Here is a 19,722-nt window from a genome sequence, read left to right as displayed (position 1 = left end):
ACGCTGGAGGGTAACAACCCCATTAATGGAACGTTCGGCGCCACCGAGATCAACAACGAGACGTGGCCTGCAAACGTCTGGAGTCTCAACGCAGCACTCCGGCGAGCCGTCAGCAAAGTTGGCGGCAAAACGGGTAAGTGGCCAGGGCAGTTCTGAAACACTATCTAGACACGGCTTGCGCCATCTGGGCGTTGGCCGCTATTCATCTCAGCCGAACCTCAGGCTCCTACAACTCATCGATGCCGACAAGCCCATCCTGGATCGCCCTAACCACCAGGGCGGCTTTGGAGTTCGCTGGTCGCCCCACCGCGGCATACTTGGCGCGAATGCGATGCAGATGTGTCCCGACCGTCCCAGCCGAGATATAGAGGGCCCGGGCAACCTCACGCTTGCTGTCATTTCGCAGCCACTCGAGGAGTACTTCTATTTCCCTGGCCGTCATCGACGGCTGTTTTAGGCTGCGGCCATTGGCCTCGGTAAGTCGATCAAGACGACTGCCCTGGCAGCTCATGCCTTGATACTTCCGAACTGCGATGGTGCCGCGGTCAAACACTGCGGCGATACGGAGATGGTCATGAATTAACAGGTACGCGACCGCCGCGACCGCTCATTGCCGCGGCGCAATCACGGCCGGGGCAAAGATAGTCAGATCTCGTTACAGTCCATCAGCGGATTGTCGATAGACAACGACAGGGTCGTCATCTGTGAAATATTGCCCACATGACGCTACGTCGCGCTGCAGCTAGTCAACCGGGTCGACGCGGTGACGCCTGCACCACACGACGTCGCGTGCGGACGGTGGTGGGACGCCCGAGTGTTGTCAGCGCAACCCGTAGCCGAACTCTTATGCCTGGCGACGCCACGGCGGCTCACGGTTGTAGGGCGGCCAATTCTCCACGAGGCCATGCAGTCCTCGAACAACAGACGGGAAGGATAGCCGATGTTGCGACGCGTCCGTCGTTGGCTGCGCAGTCAATTCCTTGAGCCGCATGCCCGTCGCAACGAGGATCTCGAGTACTGGTGGCAGCTGCCCGACGATCCCACCCGCATCTCGTCACGATGGCTGCAACTCTTAATGGATTTGGTTGCCCCGGCGACGTTCAGCGAATGGCACGAAATGATCGCCGAACGTCGGGTGGAAGCTTACGATCGGTTGCGGCCGGTCGTGGTGCGCATGGCATCGCTAGGCGTGATCATGGCCGCGTTCACAGTCCTTCGCGCCGAAATGTGGACCTGGCTGGCTTTGTTGCCGTCGGCGATCCAGGTGCTGTTGGAGATTTATCTGCAGGGATATCACAGCAAGTCGGCAGGCGACCCACGGTGGCAGGTGGTGCGTGCGATGCGCGACTACGCGCGCAATCGCTTTCAGACGATGACGCTGAATGTCACCGGCATCATCGGCACCGTCGCCTGCCCGCTCAATGTCATCGCCGTCAGTTCGGCCCCCGCCGGCGGGGACGCCGGTTGGATCAAGATCGCCGCGCTTGCCGCTGCGGTCTTCTATCTGAACTCCGGGCTGGCCAGCGTTTTTCTCGACCCACCCAACTACACCGAAACCAGTGTGATGCCACCGTTCATGCACACACTGCGGCCCTACGCGCCGCTAATCTCCTATCTGATCAGCACCGCGATCATCGCCGTCAGCGTTGAGGGTCACCGATGGGAGCACGCTATGGTGCCGATCGCCTATCTGTGCACCGCATTGACCCTACTGCTGGGCGGCACACTTCGAAACCACGACCGGATGATCGCGGCCGCCGCCCACGTCGGCCGCAACGCCGTGGAAGCGGGACGCAAGGAATTGGGCGGCGTCGTCCACGATGACCTCGGTCCCGCCAAAGCCGCCGCTGAATCGGTCAGCCGGCTCGACGGGGTCGCCTACCGCGACGCTGTTGATCTGCAGGCGTTGTCGGCCTTTTTGACTCACTTCAGTACCCGAGTCGGAATCTTCGCCGCCCAGCGCATGGAACTGGGCTATCTGGCCAAAAAAATCCTTTCACCCTACGGCGTATCGGCACGCAATGTGGCCTGCGACATCCGCTGGAATGAGCAGACGCTTCGCAAAGAGGACCACCGGATCGCCGTGCGGATGACCACCGCCTTGATCCACAACGTCGGGCAGGCATTTCAGAAAGAGGAAAACCGTTACGCGCCAAAGAAAGTCGTCCTGGAAGGGCACACCAGCGGTTCAGGGCGCGATGTGCGCTACCACGTCGCGGTGCGTGACCCCCTGCGGCCGATTCCCCCAGCCGACTGGTGCCCAGACGGAAGCACGCTAGCGGCGCTGCGAGAGTGGCTGCGCGACACCTTCAACGGTGACTTGACCCAAGAGGTTTGCAGTGACGGCACCAAACGCATCGTCGCGTCCTGGGGGGATCGCCCCCCAAACACTTGGGCAGAGGCGACGAGCAGCGAGGAGACCCCATGAAGACATACATGATCGTCGAGGACGACCCTGGTAAAGCCAACGCCTACCGCAAATTCCACGACTACTACGCCGACCGCGGCGTGACCTTTCGCACGGTATCCTCCCCCAACGCCGCGATCACCGCATTGCGCAATGATGGTGTTCAGTCATCTGTCGCTGGCGTGATCGCCGACTTTGAGCTCGGCGGACGCCGACACGACAACCGCCACAAACGTATTCAGGTCCCGGGCCACAACGGCCAGCCCCGCACGATTTCTACCGGGCTGGGGGTACTGGACTGGGTGCACAGCGTGGATCCGGATCTGCCGTTGTGGGCGTTAACCAACGATGCGGCCACGCACGCGCCACTGTTCATGAGCGCGGCAAGTCTCTGGCTTGATGCCAAGCCGCTGCACGTCGACCGCTTTACCGAGGCCGGCACCGCCCGGTCCGACAGAATGCTCGAAGAACTGCTGGCGCCCGAGCGCTACGGCAGCCTGAACCCCCTGTGGGACCGAATCGATGACTCCCGCGTGGCATTCCACGAACTGTTGAACACGTCCTATAGCGGTGAGGAAGCCTTTGACTGGCTTAACGCACTAACCCATCTGCACGGCGCACCTGGTGGCTTCATTCCCACCCTTACCAATAAGATCCGTCAAATCACACTCAACCCAAAACTCAACGCCTACGCCCACACCCTTGCACCAGTGATGGCGAAATGGCAGCTGCGCCTTGAGGAGATCTACCGAGACTTCCCAGTCGACCGCGACGAAGATGACTGGCCGCAGCTCGACGAAGACCACCCCCCCACCGGCCTGAAGACCTGGGCCAAGTTCAATCCGATCACCGGTTTCCTCGGTGCCCACAACGAATGCCAGGAATTCTTCGAGGCCGACGACGTCCGGATGGCGCTAACCAAATGGCGCTCCCGAGGAGAACGACCATGACAACACCAGAAATATCAAGTGCGCATCCTGCGGATACCCCGACCGCGCACCGCTTTTCACACCGATCAGCCCTACAAAACGAGCTTGCCGTCGTCAACGGTCTGCGCACAGCGAGCCTCGGCCGGCCTGACTCAGCACGACAGGCGTTGGTATTCATGGGAATCATGGCCTGGGTGGAGCCGTTCGAGTTACGACGACTCGGTGTGCTCGCTGAGGTCTGGGACGCCCGCATCACCGTCGTCGACGCTCCCGGCTGCGGTTACGGCGGCGCCCGGCTTATGCCCTCACAGCGACGCGCGTTGCGTCGCGGCGAATTCCGACCAGTAGCACGACAAATCGTGCAGGCCGCGCAGGCGTGCAACCCGCAGCTGCGACGCGGGCCCGCCACAGTGGTCGGTTATTCCCTGGGCGCGAGCCTAGCCGCTGCTGCCGCCGCTGACCCCGGGCTGATGCGAATCACGAGCCTGCTCCTGGTCGAGCCGGTAGCGTTGCGGCGGCGCAGTATCTCGTCCCTGCTACGGGCCGTCCACTCGGAAGATCGCGCCGTCGACGACTACATCGACCTTAACAACGGCATTACCGGCCATATAGCGCCGCCACACCGGCGCAGCGATCCAATGCCGCCCTGGTCCCGTGTCGACATCGCCCACCTCGGCTACGCACTAAGCCGCGGGCGCCTCGCACGTGATTTACTGAACGCCCACTATATTCAGGGTTCCTCGGTGCAGATCGTGCACGGAATCGACAGTAGATTGTCACGGCCCGCCGACGTCCGCAGCTTGGTCAGGCAATGCCGGCGAGACGGGATGAAGGTGCACGACATGCCGGTGGCCGGACGACACGCATTGTGGCATTCGCTTAGCGAGGTCACCACATTCGCCGAGCGCGCTGGTCAGTTCCTGGACTGACGCTGTCAGACTCGACGATCCCTTAAGGTGCGCCAATCGATCCATTCGTGGACAAGCTGCGCTTTTCCGCCGATCAACGGCGGGAATCGCGCTCCTCGCCGAGGGCCTGTAGATGAGCTTCCGCCTCGCGCCTTGCCGCCGCTCGGGTGCGGACGTGGTTTGGGCACGCGCAGAGCTCGGGGTCGCGAAAATTGGGGAAGAACAACAGAATGGGCCAGACCAGCGAGATCGGTAGTACCGAACTGAAGATGACGTCCGCCCCCCCATTTATCACCTTCTTATGCAGGCCATGGCGTCGCTGCCAGTACCATTTTCCAACTGCCATCCCGACGAGCAGATAGACAAGCCAAAGGATAGCTAAAGTCCAAAACATACATTTCCCTCCGCTGAACAGTTACACGCCTTTCGGCACGATTCGGCGGTGGATTAGCACACGTCGAACCAATCGTGAACGTTGTAATTATGCGCGCGCAAGTGCCCGTGCAGCTTGCGCCTAGACGAAAAGGCAATCAGCGATGCCGTGCGCAGGGAGTGCCGCCTTGTCCGTGACATTTCGTGCAGTTACCAGACATACCCCAGACTTTGCCCTCGCCCTTGCACGTGGAACAGCGTCCGTATTGGCAGTCCTTACAGCGATTGTCGTAACCCACGACGTGGCTCTCCTTTCGATGTGCTGCCTATAAGGCTGCATTCTTATGTGCACGAAGTCTAAGACGGCCTCAAGGATCGCGTGGGCACGTTGCCAACAATTCATCCGTTCAACTGACAACCGGGGCTCACCAACAGCGCTCTGCGGGAAGCCAACGTGGCGAGACAATCCAGCCATCCGCGGACCACAGACACTCCCCTGCACCTTCCAGGCACTTGTTGCGCCTTGTTACGCAGCTCTCCGGCATCACAGCGTAGAGAGGAACACGGCGGAACGACGTGCCGGCGGGCCGCTTAGTCGCGGTCGCACGAATGTCACCTGCATCAACTATCCTGGAGGAACTTGATTGAAGGTGGTGTCCAAGGTGACCGAGTTGCAGAAGGCCAAGCGCCGGGTCAAGGCCATCCGCGCGATCCGCCGCAGCACCGAACTCGAAGGTTCTCGTAGCACCAACGCCACCCGCGCCGACCAGCTCGCCTACGCCCGCGGGTCCATCACCGCCGCCGAGCTGCGCGATCGCGTCCGACGCCGGTACAACGTGAAGTAACCGAGCCCGGGAGTGCCACACCCCTGGGACACCGGCGATCTGGAACGGAACTGGCAGGGTTACTTCATCCTTGGCACGAACATCCTGAGAAACCGGGTGGGCGCCCAAACACCTGAGGCGCTGCGCGACGCGGAGAACGATCTCGTCGAGGCACGTGTTATCGAACTCCGTGAGGCCCCGGATCTGCTGGGTGACCGCACCTACGACCTCGCGTACCTGCGAGCGATCCATCTTCAGCTGTTTCAGGACGTGTACGGCTGGGCTGGTGACGTGCGGACTGTTGGCATCGAGAAAGGCGGCGAGTCCTTCTGCCCGCCGGCCAGCATCAGTCAGCCGATGACTCACGTCGCGGTAGAAATTCAGCGGCTCAACCGGCTCAAGGATGTTCCCCGCCCCGAGCTCGCGGCCGCCGTTGCCTACCTGTATGACTACGCCAACTTCGCCCATCCCTTCCGCGAGGGCAATGGCCGCTCGACCCGCGAGTTCTTTGATCTCCTGCTTTCTGAACGCGGCGCTGGACTCGACTGGCAGAAGACTGATCTGACAGAGTTACACAGCGCATGCCACGCTGCGCGAGCCGAATCCGGCCTCGCGCGGCTGACTGCGATGTTCGCGAAGATCCTCGATGATGACCCCGCATACGACTTCTGATCCTGCCAGCCTTCCAGCCAGGCTACCCGCCTGTTTCGTAGGCAGGATACGGCCGGATCAAATAGGCAGAGTCACTAGTAAACGGCGACTGCACCTGTGTCTCAACTGCTTTCACCCGCCTGAGCAGCGGGCCGCGCTAACCGAGGTCACCGCTGCAGGCCAGACTGTCCTCGGTCTCTCCCGCAACGCTTTTGGCGGCGCCCAGCGATGCGCGGGACCGCTGCTAGCTCGCTAGGCCTGCTCGCCAGGACGGGGCTGGCAAATGTTGCTATGCAGCGCACGAATCCACTCCCCCGCCGGGGGCGTCAACCCCGAGCCAACTCGCCCTTATCGTTACCACATAGTTCTCTTATTTTTCTTAATATTGGTGTAGCGTCTTCCAGCAGTCCGAGTTCTGACGTTGGCGAGGAGAAGAACCTTTTGAGCGTGCCGTGCGGGCAACTGCCCGAACTAGTGCCGATCCGTGTCGCGGTGGCGGCATACCGTCTCATCTGCGAACGTGTTGATGCGCTGCTCCGCGGTCGTACTGGCATTGCAGAGCTGGCGGTCCCTGCGTGTCCCGGGTGGACCATCCGGCAGGTGGCTGCACACCTGACAGGGGTGGCCCAGGACATCATTTCGCTGAACTTGGAGAACAAGGGCACCGGGCCTTGGGCTGACGCGCAGGTCGCGCAACTGGACAGACACGGCATCGAGGACCTACTCGACCTGTGGGGCCAATCGCTCGACGCGGTGTCGGCGAACCTCGATCTGGCATCTGAGGCAGCGGTTTGCCAGCTCGTTTTCGACACTGTGACCCATGAGCACGATATCCGCGGTGCGTTAGGTGAACCGGGTTTCCGTACCGGTGACCCCGCGTTCAAGGCGGCCCTGAGCTTCGTGACAACGATGGGTGACCAGTTCATTCGACACGCTGAGCAGCCGGCGCTCCGGTTGTGCACTCCCACAATGGGATCCGTACAACTCGGCGATCCGGACGCGGCGCGCGGTGGCGTCGCTCTGAGCATCTCGGATTTCGAGGCACTGCGTGCCTTCGGCGGGCGGCGCAGCGTCGCGCAACTGCTTGCGCTCCCTTGGGACGGCAATCCGACACAGCTGATGCCCGCCTTCACAAACCTGCTTCCCGCCTTCACCCACGACGGCATACGTCCCCCCGCTGACGACCTGGTCGAATAACCGACCATCGCTGAGGTCCGGTCCCAGGCCGGACGCGAACCAGGTAGGAGTTACCCCGTTGACGTACATGCCGATTGTGTTGATCACTGGTGGATCGCGCGGTGTGGGTGCCGCGACGGCCCGCCACTTAGCCATGGCGAAAGCTCACGTGATCATCACCTACCGCGAAAAGAAGCGCCGTGCAACCAATCTCGTCCAAAGCATCACCGCGGCCGGAGGCTCTGCATCGTGTTTACGTCTAGATATCTGCGACGCGGACGCCTGCGCTGAGGTCATCCGGTGCGTGCGTGACGACTTCGGTCGCCTGAACACACTGATCCTGAACGCCTCGGGCGGGCTCGAGCGAGACGTCGACCCCGGTTATGCGATGCGCATCAATTGTCACGCCCCGGTGCATCTGCTCACCCGGGCCTTGCCGCTCATGCCCGCCGGCGGCCGCGTCGTCTTTGTCACCAGCCATCAAGCCCACTTCCGCGGCCTCAAACCGGTACCCGCCGAGTACATCCCGATCGCAGAAAGTAAGCGAGCCGGCGAGGACGCTCTTCGTGCCATGCGCCCAGACCTCGCACAGCGAGGGGTTTCGCTGAGTGTTGTCTCCGGCGACATGATCGAAGGAACGATCATCGTCCGACTGCTTGAACGGCGAGACCCCGATGCCGTCGAGGCGCGCCGCGCATTCGGCCCACTCCCTACCCTGGACGAATTCGCATCCGCGATCGCCACAGAGGCCCTCAGTACAGCACCCGCCCAAGACACGGTCTACGTCGGAGGAGCCGATTACCTTCAGCCACCGCTACCCACCCTGGTCGATGATCGAACCCGCAGATGAACCCACCGATTGGTCCTGGGGCTTAGGCCTGCTGCACGGGAGGAATACGCGCAGATCGAATACAGAGGGTTACCAGTAAACTACGCTATATTCGTTATCATCTCTGGGCCAATGCATTTCACTCGTGCACTCAAGTGGGCGTTCGCACAGCCGCGATAGTTGCGCCATACGCTTCGCGGACGACTCAGATCTCTTTGATGGCTGCCGTGATGCCCAGATCGTCAAGGAGCGGCTGAATTTGGTCGATGACAGAGGAGTCGGCGACGAGCTGCAGTGTGCCTTGTAGATAGCTGATCTGCCGCTCGTCGAGGGCCATGTAGAACGCCCGGAACACGGCGGCGAATCGGTCGGCAGTCTCCGCGCCTGCCAGCAGGTTGCTGGTGAAAGAGAACGCCACCTGCCGGTCAGCGGCGGCCGTGGGACTGGCCTGTCCACCGCTGCCGGCGGCGGCTGCACCGGATCCGGTACTAGTTGCTGTAGCCGTTGCCCCGCTGCTAGCCGTGCCGACCGCTGTTGTCGATCCCGAGTCGCCAGTGTGGGTTTCCCCTTGGCCGTCATGGGTAGGGGCGCCGCCTCCTTCGGAGGTGGGTGTGGGACTGGGCGCTGCGATTCTCAGTGCTGTGCTGGTCAGGTTGACCTGGCCGGGCGTGGTGACTTCGACGGCGGTGCTGGCGGCATCGATGATGCGCAACAGGCCTTGGCTCACTGCGTCGTAGATGGCCTGTTGGAGGTCGCGGTCGCTCTCGTAGAGCAGTGGCAGGCGTGGAGCGCTGTAGAACGCGGCGCGGATGTCGGAGAGGGTCTTTCCGTAATCCTGCTCGCGCAGGTTATGCAGCAGCGCGTGGGCGCCGAATTGGCCGGCGTCGAAGACCTTGTCTCGATCAGCGAGGCCCTTCCACACGATGGTGCCGTTGAGTGCGGTGAGGGTGTCGTCATCGAAGGTGAGTTGGTCGAGATAGCGTTCGCCGTCGGGGTCGGGCTGAGCGACGTACGCCACGTGTTGATAGGCCCGCTTCAACGCTTTCTCGAGTTGCTCCTTCGCCGCCGTAAGTTCCTTGGTGCCGGTGGCTTTCAATTCGTCGTCGGCCTGTACCTCGGGGGCGGCCAGCGCCTTGCTTCGAGCCAAGTACTCGGCGGCCACGCTGCGCGCGAGGCTGCGTCGCTGCGTGTTCACCACGGCGAACACCGCGCTGCTGGCCCACTGCACGGGCAATTGCTCTGGCCCCTGCGCCAACCCCGTGGCCGCGTGCAACGCTTCTAGTGTGGCGGCCTCGGCGCCGTTGCGAAGACTGAACTGGGCGGGATCTAGCACGACCAGACGGGTGGTAAATGCGGTATCCAGGCCAGCAGTGGACAGCACCTCTGCTGGGGTGCGTGTGGCGTCGGCGGCTACGAACCTGAGTTCACGGAAAGGGCCGGTGCTGGCGAGTTTTTGCGCGAACTCGACGAGTACGGCGTCACGCTCGGACTCGGTGATGGTTCGGCGAATGTTGTTGACCAGCATCCGGTGCGTGAGCCGTGTCGAGAGAAAATAGCGCGCTGGCTTGTTGTTCCCCTGGCCTGGGATGATGTCGAGCGCACTGAGTCCGCGGTCGACGTCAACGAGTTCTGCGACCACCGCGTCGGCGTCGGTGATCGTGTAGGCGACATTCGGAATGCTGCTGGCCGCTTTGACTTCTGGTGCGCTGGCGCCGCGGCCGCGGCCTGGACGAAGAGTTCCGACAATGCTGGCCATGAAGATGAAGGTGGCGGCCCGCTCGGCGGCCCGCGGGTTTGCTTCACTCCACAACAGCGCTTCCCGGTTCAGGTCTTGGCGGCGGGCGGTGCCGCTGTTGCCTGCGTGGTTGACGACCTCGATTTCGGCGAGGCTGCGATAGTTGGCGATCGTGCGTTCGTCCTCGACGAGCCCGCTACCCAGAATCGCCTCGCGCACTGCGGAATCCGACAGCGGGAAATCGCCAGGGCCGATGAGGGTGGGCACCCATTCTCCTGCCTTGCCGCGCTCCTGCTGCGCGTAGACCGTTGCGGCGAAGATCCGGATCGTCGATCGCACTCGCTGGAAGCCGGTGACTTTGCTCCACTCGTCTTTGGCCAACGCCATCAGCATCGGATGAAACGGGTAGCAGGCGACGACTTCTTCGGTCCAGCGGTCGCGCCAGGTGGCTCCGATGGTGTCCCAAACGTTCTTGGTCCACCCCCTGTCTGTGAACACGGCCTCGTACTGGGCTGCGGTGGCCGCCACCACCTCGGCGGCTGGCTCGGAGTCGAACAGACGCCGCCGCAGGATGTCGGCGAAGTCGCCTACCTCGGTAACCACGGCAGGGAAGCCGTTGCGTTCGAGCAGGCGGTTGAGGTCGTCGCGACGTTCCTGTGCGGCTTTCGACAGGGCGGTCTGGTCGGCGTCGGAAGCGATCATCACCATGAGCATTGCCACGTTGGGGACGTCGTTGACGACATCGAGCAGCGCCCGCAGAAATGCCATGTCCTGCGCAGCGAGGTCGGGCTTGTTCGCGCCGTCCAACCCGTTGCCGATGTAGTCGAGCACCTCGTCGACAATGATCAGTACCGGGCGGTTCACCGCCCGGATCGCCTCTGCGATCTTGTGCTTGTCACTCCAAAATGGTTGGTATCGCTCGAAAAGCGAGTAATCCTTTGAAAACAGCCGCCATAGGAACCGCTCGTAGAGATTGACCGCCGGCCCGTCGTATTCCTGAACCGAGGCCCCCGGAGTCATGTTGTCGCACGGCAGAACCACGACGTGCGGACCGCGCAGATCTTGAGCCAGTGGCTGAGCGATCTTGGCCTTCGCGCGGGCAGCCACCTGCTTGCCCAATTCCGTGCCTAGCAGCGCCTCCGGATGCGCGGCCAGATGGAACGCTCCGATGCAGGCGTGCGACTTGCCGCCACCCATTCCTTGATCGAGACGCGTGACGGCGCGGGCCTTCAGGTAATCGTCGCCCCCTCCGATGCGGATGGCGATCTCGGTGAGCAAGTCCACCAAACGCTCAGTGGGGTGCGTGATGTCTCCGTAGTAGCCAGCATCGGCGTAGGGCGGCCGAGTAGCGCCCGCACCGTGGACCGCGGCGAACAACGACATCTGGACGTCGTCGATCTGTCCGGATGTCGACAGGATCTCCTGGCGGATCTTGAGCGCCTTCCACCACGGCGTCACGGGGGTCGTCATGGTGATCCTCCTGGTTGCACTGTCACGAAGGGGTCCGGTCCTCACATGAGCTTGAGCTGGTCGTCGGCATCCTGCCGTCGCAGTGCCGCGGCGGTTCCGGTGGCGGTTGCGGTGCCGGCCGCTGCGCCGATAGCCGTCCGGGTGCGCAGCATTCGGGTCAGGGCCACGGCATCGGGATCGTTGTCGGGCAGTCGGTCGGCCAAGAACTGGGTCGCTGCCCACAGATGTACGTCGTCGGCGTCGCGGCCGGCGTCTGCCAACACCTGACCCATCGCGTCGAGTCCGTCCTCTGACACCCGCGCTAGTGCCAGCGCCACGTCGATGGCCGCCGAGTCGGCGTCGATCTTGGTGGAAAAACGGGCGGCGTCGACGAACTGGACACCGTTACCCGAATCGCGGATCAGATCACGGATTTGCGTGATCTCCAGCGCGGATGCCAAGGTCTGCCAACGTAACTCGGACTTGGCTTGCACCTGGCGTCCGTAGAGACGAACCCACCACAGCGCGAACCGAGTTCGGGCGTCGAAGCTGTCCAGCGGCTGATGGTTGATTTCGACGGCCATGGCTTCCTGCACTGCAGCGCGCGCCAGCGGTAAGAACGTGTAGATGTCGACCGGGTTGCCGCGTGCGTCGAGGACCTCGCTGTAGCGGCCGACGACTTCCATTGCAGGACCGGCGGCGGCCATCAACATGTCCGCCGGCGCCAGGCCCCACCGTTCCCACTCCGGGTACCGGCGGCGGATCTCGGCCTTGAGTTCGGCCTCGACGGCACCCTTTCGTCCCGAGGAGCGTCCTGCGGGTGCGGGTCGGCACGTCATCGTCAAGGTGGTGACGATGTTGGTGAAGCCCACCTTTCCGCCGGGTTCGGTCTTAGCCGGCCAGGCGCCGGTCAACACCAAACCAGCATCGCCGATGGCGGTCAGCAGCCGCTGCCATACTTCGGGCTCGCCGTGGCCGAACACGATCGTCACGATGCCGTCCTCGGCGACCACCCGCTGAGCCTCGGCGAACGCCTTGGTGATCAACGTGTCGTAGTGCTCGCGGTTTCGATGATCGTTGTTGCTGGTGCCGCCCTTCTTGACGATGATCTCTTCTTGCTTCTCCTGCACGCCCAGTTCGTGCGCGGTGAAACCAATCTCGGGCCACGAGGCAGCCAGCGCCCGTTTGATCCACACGTAGAACAAGTCGCTGGCGTCGCTGTAGTCGATCATCGCGTCATAGGGCGGGTCGGTGACGACAGCGGAAATGCTGCGGTCGCGGAACGGCAGACTGACCGCCGACCCTCTGCGCACGTCACACGGGCGTCCGGTGGACGGCGGCATCGTCGCCTCCAGTGCGCTCAACGTGCCACCGGCCACGGAGTCCCAGCTGCCGGGTCCGTCGGCCAAGCCGACCTCGAAGTAGTCGAAAGAGAAGTTCAGGCTCGATTCGGTCGCGAACACGTCGTTGACCTTGTTCAGCTTCGGATCCAACGTGCAGCCGCGAGTGGCGCGGCGAATCTTGCGCGCCATCGCGGCAGCGCAGTAACCCGTCAGTGCACGCACGTAGTCGTCGCTGTTGCCATTGCCGGCCAGCTCGCGTCCGATGTCGCCGATCACGCGCGCCAGCGTCACGAACGACAACGTTTGGCGGGCATTCATCATCTGGCCGTAGGTGCGCGTTCCGTACACCGTTGCCTGTACGGTCCAGGTATTGCCGGCTGGGATCTGCTCGTCAGGCACCGCGGCCAGGAAGGGCCCGAACCGCGGCTGGTCACCGACCGCAGCGCCAGCCGCGGCGATCGCGTCCAACTCGACCGGATCTAAAGCACGATAGGACTTGCCGACGTCGGCATCGAGATCGGCTGCCAGCAGCGGCGCGTCGTCACCGTGACCTTCGGCCAGGATGCGCATCTGCAGGTGGCGGTCGTGCGCGTGACCGCAGAAGGGGCAGACCGCCAGCCGGCCGTTGCTGTCGTACTTGCTGCGACCAGGGGGCACCTGGCGCGTTGGTGCACGCTGCGGCTCACCGTCGTGCACCACGACCGACCAGGTGCCAGAAGCGTTGTCGGTCTCGATGTAGTAAGCCTGTCCGGGATCCTCGAACGTCGTCTTGGTCTTACGGTTTCGCCGAGTGCTGGGCTGGCGCAAATTAAGTCGGCCAATCAGTGGGAATGGCCGCGAGCATTCCTGGCACGGCATGGTGACCGCCCACAGATAGCCCCAGGCTTGGCGGCCGCCTACTTCGGGGTAGAACTGCGCGAGCGCCTCCTGGTGCCGAGCGGAGACCTCGCGGAACACCGCATCGACGTCACCAACGAGCCGCGCCCGCGTTCCCAACAGCGTCTGGTCGAACGGAAGTGCCGGCTCGTCCTCCCAGTTGCGAAACGGGAAATCGGTGAGCAGCCGCGATGCCAGCACCGCCACCGGGCTGTAGTCAATCGCATAGGCAGAAAGACCCAGCCGAGCCGTCTCCAGCGGGATCATGCCGCGGCCGCTGAACGGATCCAGCGTCGAGACCGGCGAGGCGTGGCTTGCAGTAATTTTCTTGTTCACTGCGTCGACTGCGGCGAAGCGGCCCTCCATCGCGTCGCGGACCAGCTGCTGCAAGTCATGCTGTTCGGCGGGGTCATCCGGCCACGGCAGCAGTGAGCATATCGTGGCCGCCTTGGCCTGCGCGGTGGGCCGTTTGGCGAACCAGGTCATGATGCCGACCTCGGAATTGCCACTGCCCCAACCGGACTGACTGTACGCGCTGACCTCCGCGCACGGGAACCACCGTTCGATCATCCAGGTCATAGGTTGCTTCCCGGTGCATTCTTCAGACTGCTGCCCGGAACACGGAAGATAGCGTCACCGGTCATGTCGGTGGAGAACAACGTGGCGGGGTCCTCGTAGGCGCCGAAGAACCGACCGACCCCATCTGCGCACTGGTCGACGACGTACAGCCAATAGTTGCGGCGGTGCTGGGTGGCGATGAGCACTTCGTTACCCGTCATCCGAATCCCGTTGCTGGCGGCGCTATCCAGCACTCCCTTGACCTCGACGTGACGGATTTGGTTGTTACGGCGAGCTTCCAGGTCGTAGCCGCGACCCTCCGTGTGCACGTCTTCGACGACCCAGCCGTCGTCGACCAACAGCTGGTGGACGTGACTCATCGACACCATTTCGGCGTCGATCTCGGCCTGCGTGCTGGCGTCGGCGGCTGCCACCACCCGGATCCGACCCACCAATTTCGGGTCGGTCAGCTGCACGTCGGTGAGACGTTCCAACTCCGCGATCCGCGCCGACGTCTGGACCTGGAACTGCTTGCGAAGGGCCACTCGAGTGTCACGGTCCTCTATGCCTTCGGTCAGATTCAACGGGAGGTTGTTCAGATCCCGCCGCGCCTGCCCAAACCAGTCGGTCCGCACCTTCCGGTGCTCTGTCACCGTGGTGTCGGCGACCGCCCGCGCCGCCTCGTGGGCGCGTCCCTCGCGGGCGGGATGTGCTGCTGTGCCGGAGATTTCGGTTGGCACCAGGTTGGCCAACGTCTCCCACCGCACCGCACGGGCGTTGCCGCTGTCATCGACTTTCACCAGCGTCGCCCACACACTTGCTCGTTTGCCGTCGCTCTCGGTCATGGTCGCTTCGTAGGCGTACAGGTCATACGGCGTCAGGCTGCTGGGATCAGCGGCCGCGCCCGATTGGTAGAGGTCCTCGGCCAGTGCGCGGTCGGCCAGGGCGATTAGATCGGTGAACGCCGGCTCTCCCGGTCCCAAAGTGACGGTGTCACCTACGTCGATGCTCTCTTCAGCGGCGCGTATTGCCTCCCCGCTGGTGGCGATGTGCGCATCGGTGCCACCTCCTAGCGATGGCGGCAGGGTCTGTCCGACCAATGACAGTCGGCGAAACCCTGGCCCCGCCGCGGTGGGCGCGGCCAGCAGCACTCCGGCAGTTGAGAGCCGATCGAGGTACGCCTCCACAATCGCGGGATTAATGCGCGCGAACAGGTCTCGTTGCAGCAGTGTCAGCGCTGCAACGGCATCGACCTGGCTGGCCAGCCGACGCTCGTTGTCGCGAACTTGGCGGGCGACGCGGGTCAGCTCCTGGGCTTGCACCGCCCGAGCGGCGTCGATCGCGGTCTGCTTCTTGGCCTCGTCGTTGCCGTACAGGTCAGTCAACCAACGGTCGTAATCCACGCCGGTGATCTCGGCGACCGCCGAGAGGCTGTCGAACATCTGCCCGTGCAACTCATTGGCCGCGGTGACGAAATTGTCGAGCAGACGCAGCAGTGTCTCCCCTTCACGGGTGTCGGTGGCCACCAAGTTGTACAGATAGACCTCCCGGAGCTGTCCCACCCGGTGGATGCGGCCCATACGTTGCTCTAGCCGCACCAGCGACCACGGGATGTCGTAGTTCACCAGGACGTGCGCCGCCTGCAGGTCGATACCCTCGTTGCCCGCGTCGGTGGTGACGATCACTTGAAAGTCGCCGCGCATGAACGCTTTTCGGACCTCATCGCGATCCGGCTTGCTCTGCCGGCCCGAGTACATCTTCGCTGTGTAGCCCTCGGCGCTGAGCCGCTCGGAGATCCACTGCGCCGAATCGGCGTACTCGGTGAACACCACGGCCTGTTCGCCGTTGCCCGGAAGGATCGCGTGCTTGGAAAGGCAGTCTTCAGTCAGGCGCCGCCACTTCGAGGGCAGCCACGCGGGATCGGAGAGGGTGGCGTCGATGCGGTCGGCCAGGGCCTTGATCGCCGTGCGCTCGGCGCGCGTGGACGTTGATCCGGTGTGGATCACCTTCGCCTCGTCGACTTCGCTCTCATCGCCGTCGCCGCTACTCTCGGCGATGAGAGCGGCCTCGGCCTCACTCATCTCTCCCATGTGGGTGGAGCGTCGCCGCAACGTTTCGGCCAACGCATACAGGCTTGACGCGGCCCGCTTGCCGTACACCATCCTGGCCAAGGGTTGCGCCGACTGGGGGAAGAACTGCTCCACCATGTCCAGCGCGGCCTGGTAGTAGGCGTACTCGACTTGTGAGAGGGCGACGCTGTGGTTGTGGGCGGAGCGGCCCTTGAACAGCCGCGTCTTGCCGTCGTAGTCGACCAGATCCTCTTTCATTCTGCGAAGGAAGTGGATAGGGCCTGGCCGAAGTGCCGACAGCGCGACATTCGGATCGATGCCAGGATCGGGATAGATGGCAGGGTCGACCAAGTGCAGCAGGTGCCGGAACAGCCATTCCTTGCCGCGGTGCGGGGTGGCGGTCATCAACAGCGCTCGCGGGGTGTTCTTGGCCAGCAGGCGACCCACCTGGTGGAACCCAGCCGCGGTCGGAGTCAACCGGTGCGCCTCGTCGAACACCACCAAGTCCCACCCAGCCTTGTCGGGTCGCAGCGCGTCCTGAACGGCCGGATTGACCGCAGCCAACTCGAGCGAGACCACCCACAAGTCGTTGGAGTTCAACGCATCTTCACGCACCGTCGCCGAGGTGATCTGCCGCAGACCACCACCGAGTAGGCGTGAGAAGTCGTCGACCCACTTCGAGGCCAAGTTGGCGGGGCAAACGATCAACGCGCGCCTCACCAAGCCGAGCCGCTGCATCTCACGTAGATACAGGCCAGCCATGATGGTCTTGCCCGTGCCGGGTTCGTCGGCGAGCAAGAATCGCAGCTGAGGTTGCGGCAGCATCGCTCCATACACCGCGGTGGTCTGATGGGCATACGGCTTGAGCGGCATCGACGCCATCGCGCTGGACTCGGCGTTAGTTGCCGCAGCATCCATCCACTGCGTCCACATCGCTGCCAGCACCCGAGCCGAATCTCCGTGCCCATCGCTGACAAGCTTGCGCACGGTCGCGGTGTCGCCGGCGGCGAGGTTGATCTCGTGTCGGCGGTCATCGTCGTCCACGAGGATCAAGTCCCAGGAACCGTCGGAATCACCGGGAATGGCGTAGCGGATTGTCGCGAACTCTGGCATGCCAGCGGCCTGAACTCGCACCCGTTGACCGCGGTCAAACATCACGACCAACCTCCCCTGGGGTGCCGCCTCCCTCGCTGGAGGACTCCCATGCACGATAGTTGCTGCGCTCATCACGCACGGGTGCACGCGCCGTCTTCGTCGACCCTCTGCACGCTCCACTCTGTCACCCGACCCAGACGAGCCTGCGGAGCCGCAGGGAGCGGCACAGACGCGTGTCCATCCATCGACCTAGCATCCCCGGTACCGCAACACGATGGGCCGCATGACCAGGAGGTCTACTCGACTCCGAACGTCGGCGCGCCGGCGCCGCTGACAGGATGAACCGATGACGATTCCCGCGGTGAAGCTCGGCATCCAGTCGGTCGGTGCAGCGGTGAGCTCCTGGTGCAGTACCAGCTGCTCAAGCTGGGCATCGGCAGCGCCGCCTCACTGGTGAGCACACCCACGCATGTAGGGCGGATCGACACGACTGCAACTGCTCGCCGGTGCACGCGCCGCCGACGACGTAAGCGCTTGAGCACCGCTATGTGCGATGTCCAAGGGGTGCAGCGGTTATCGTCAGCGCATGTCGACATCGGCCGCAATCGTTATCGCTGGACAGGAGCGTTCCATTGGGAAATGCGTCGACGAGCTGCGGCACTATCCAGGCCGGACGATCACCCGCTATGACCTGCCGGGCCCCGGCGACCCCACGACCCTTACCCGTGACGAAGTGGCCCGCACCCATGCTGTGTATTCACGGGTATCAGAAAAGGAACTCGTTTGGTTTGTCGAACGCGCGACGAGCGCACCGTGGCCGCCAGTCGACGCCGATCTCCGACGCGCGGAACCGAACATCCGAAACGGCCTCTACGACCAGCTCGAGGCCTTCTACCGGCACTTCGAAAAGGACGCACCGAGCAGGGTCGCAAGATCGAAGATCAGCAAAGTGCTCCACATCAAACGGCCTAAGGCGTACCCGATCCTCGATTCCAAGGTGACCAACGTCTACCGCCAGGACGCCGAGCAAGCCGTCGAACGCTATCCCCGCCTGAAATATCAAAAAGCTGCCTACTGGGTTGCTATTCGTGACGATCTGATCACCAACACCGAATCCGAGGCGCTCGCGCAGCTGCGCGCCGCGCTCGGCCACGAGGGCACCCTAGGCGCAAACCTCAGCCGCATAACAGACTTGCGGCTGCTCGACATGCTCACCTGGCATTGACTCATGGAACCGTTTGTCCTTCATGCCAGCGACACTGCCGTCGAGATCTGGTCGGGGTATCGCATCCAATACGACGGCGAGGAGCGGCATCATTGGCAGAAGATGCTCAAAGCCAAGTTGAAACAGGCATTGATTGACCTGGCGATTTCGCCGGGCGTCCCCTTCGTCGGCTACTACGACACGACGAATCCGGCCATCGCCGACACCGAAAATAGTCTGTTCACCAATTTCCGTGAGTCCATGCCGAAGTGGGCCTGGGTGCGCTTTGAGCACGGCCCAGCCGCTCCCCCAGCACCTCCCATCCCCATCGATCTCATCGCCGGTCACCTGCACTACTACCGCTATTCAGTCGGCACTGAGTGGACCCGCTGGCAGCCGGACCAGACGGTCGCGCGCTGGCAGCGCATCCCCCGCCGATTAGCCCTCAATGGTTCCGCGCGGCCCACGTGGTATGCCCTGCGCGAGGCCAACGCCAACGGACTGATCTCCTTGTCCGAACGCAATCTCGATATCCAGGCGAACTTTGGACTTCGCCTGACCGTGCACGCCACCAAACATGGCCCCCACAACGCGGTCTCGTGCAGCGAAGAACTCATCGACGGAACGATCGCGGCATTCCACGACGACCGGTACACGGACGCGCTGGCGTCCGCCGCCGCACCGAAGTTTCCTGGCATCACGACAGACGAGCTTCGCCGCGCTCTCGACCATCCGGTGGGCCCGCTTATCTCGAGCCCGGCCATCCGCGTGACGCGCGGGGGTATCCAAATCAGTCCGGCGGACGAACATTGCCGCGTAGGCGAACTCATCATCCGAGCCGACTCAACGAGCCCATGGTCAGAATTGAGCGGCGAGCTGTTCACCATCCGCCGCCGCCAGGTCAGCCCCGCCCGGTGTGAGTGACGCGCGCTGTGCGCGGACCCCTAGCTAAATAGTCAGCCGCCGCGCGAGCAGGAATACTGGGGAATCGAATATGGCAAGTTACCAGTACAGTCCGCGATATTGCGGAATATGCTGTACTCCCACGCAATTCATTACCGTGGGTTTGAGCGCACTGTAATTCACACTGCCGCAGCGACTTTGAATCCGTGCGTTTTGAGTGTGAGTCCCCAGGGTGTTTCATCAGATGAATCAGACCAGCTGGACGACCGGTCACACGCGGGTCACCAGCCCCGATTCCCCGCCGGCTAAGGCCGCCGGTCGCCCTCGGGGCGCACTGATGGGATTCGTCGGTATCTCGATGCTCATTGTTGAGCAGCCCCTGCGCAATAACTCT

At 63.2% G+C, this 19,722-nt stretch carries 13 protein-coding genes; 9 read left to right on the top strand and 4 right to left on the bottom strand.

Annotated features, from left to right (window positions below):
* Positions 1-226: 226 nt before the first annotated feature.
* A complete protein-coding gene (locus AC5Y4T_RS23555; RefSeq protein WP_499955710.1) occupies positions 227-553 on the bottom strand; it encodes a response regulator transcription factor in 327 nt (108 codons plus the stop codon).
* Positions 554-940: 387 nt separating this feature from the next.
* On the opposite strand from AC5Y4T_RS23555, the gene AC5Y4T_RS23550 reads away from it, so the two are divergent.
* The 7 genes from AC5Y4T_RS23550 to AC5Y4T_RS23520 all read left to right on the top strand — a co-directional run bounded on the left by AC5Y4T_RS23550 (position 941) and on the right by AC5Y4T_RS23520 (position 8,117).
* On the top strand, positions 941-2,428 hold the full coding sequence (locus AC5Y4T_RS23550; protein WP_499955709.1) for a hypothetical protein: 1,488 nt from the start codon (positions 941-943) through the stop codon (positions 2,426-2,428).
* Entirely contained in the window at positions 2,425-3,357 is a 933-nt protein-coding gene (locus tag AC5Y4T_RS23545; protein WP_499955708.1) for a hypothetical protein, read from the top strand. The genes AC5Y4T_RS23550 and AC5Y4T_RS23545 overlap by 4 nt, the downstream gene beginning before the upstream one ends.
* A complete protein-coding gene (locus AC5Y4T_RS23540) occupies positions 3,330-4,265 on the top strand; it encodes an alpha/beta fold hydrolase (RefSeq protein ID WP_499955706.1) in 936 nt (311 codons plus the stop codon). The genes AC5Y4T_RS23545 and AC5Y4T_RS23540 overlap by 28 nt, the downstream gene beginning before the upstream one ends.
* Before the next feature lie 1,013 nt (positions 4,266-5,278).
* Positions 5,279-5,461 carry an antitoxin VbhA family protein gene (locus tag AC5Y4T_RS23535; RefSeq protein ID WP_499955704.1) on the top strand — a complete coding sequence of 61 codons (183 nt, stop codon included), beginning with the start codon at positions 5,279-5,281 and terminating at the stop codon, positions 5,459-5,461.
* Between the two features lie 12 nt (positions 5,462-5,473).
* The gene (locus AC5Y4T_RS23530) at positions 5,474-6,112 is read left to right on the top strand and encodes a Fic/DOC family protein (protein ID WP_499955702.1); all 639 of its coding nucleotides are present in this window, start codon (positions 5,474-5,476) and stop codon (positions 6,110-6,112) included.
* 207 nt (positions 6,113-6,319) lie between these two features.
* Positions 6,320-7,288: a maleylpyruvate isomerase N-terminal domain-containing protein gene (locus AC5Y4T_RS23525; protein ID WP_499955700.1), complete on the top strand. Its 969-nt coding sequence runs from the start codon at positions 6,320-6,322 to the stop codon at positions 7,286-7,288.
* A 67-nt stretch (positions 7,289-7,355) separates the two neighbouring features.
* Entirely contained in the window at positions 7,356-8,117 is a 762-nt protein-coding gene (locus tag AC5Y4T_RS23520) for an SDR family oxidoreductase (protein ID WP_499955713.1), read from the top strand.
* A 184-nt stretch (positions 8,118-8,301) separates the two neighbouring features.
* On the opposite strand, the gene AC5Y4T_RS23515 is transcribed toward AC5Y4T_RS23520, so the two are convergent.
* From AC5Y4T_RS23515 to AC5Y4T_RS23505, 3 genes are read right to left on the bottom strand one after another with little or no spacing between them, the layout of a single operon-like run.
* Positions 8,302-11,301, bottom strand: a complete 3,000-nt coding sequence (locus AC5Y4T_RS23515) for a DUF499 family protein (protein ID WP_499955698.1) — start codon at positions 11,299-11,301, stop codon at positions 8,302-8,304.
* A gap of 41 nt (positions 11,302-11,342) precedes the next feature.
* Positions 11,343-14,078, bottom strand: a complete 2,736-nt coding sequence (locus AC5Y4T_RS23510) for a DUF1156 domain-containing protein (RefSeq protein ID WP_499955696.1) — start codon at positions 14,076-14,078, stop codon at positions 11,343-11,345.
* Positions 14,075-17,281, bottom strand: coding sequence for a helicase-related protein (locus AC5Y4T_RS23505; protein ID WP_499955694.1), 3,207 nt, complete (start codon positions 17,279-17,281; stop codon positions 14,075-14,077). The genes AC5Y4T_RS23510 and AC5Y4T_RS23505 overlap by 4 nt, the downstream gene beginning before the upstream one ends.
* A 526-nt stretch (positions 17,282-17,807) precedes the next feature.
* Here AC5Y4T_RS23505 and AC5Y4T_RS23500 point away from each other — a divergent pair.
* The gene (locus AC5Y4T_RS23500; protein ID WP_085292633.1) at positions 17,808-18,446 is read left to right on the top strand and encodes a DUF6308 family protein; all 639 of its coding nucleotides are present in this window, start codon (positions 17,808-17,810) and stop codon (positions 18,444-18,446) included.
* A 102-nt stretch (positions 18,447-18,548) separates the two neighbouring features.
* A complete protein-coding gene (locus AC5Y4T_RS23495; RefSeq protein ID WP_499955692.1) occupies positions 18,549-19,349 on the top strand; it encodes a hypothetical protein in 801 nt (266 codons plus the stop codon).
* Positions 19,350-19,722 lie beyond the last annotated feature (373 nt).

It is taken from the genome of Mycobacterium sp. NGS11 (assembly GCF_059813315.1).
Note: the sequence above shows the minus strand (reverse complement) of the source record. Positions and strands in the feature narration are given on the sequence as shown.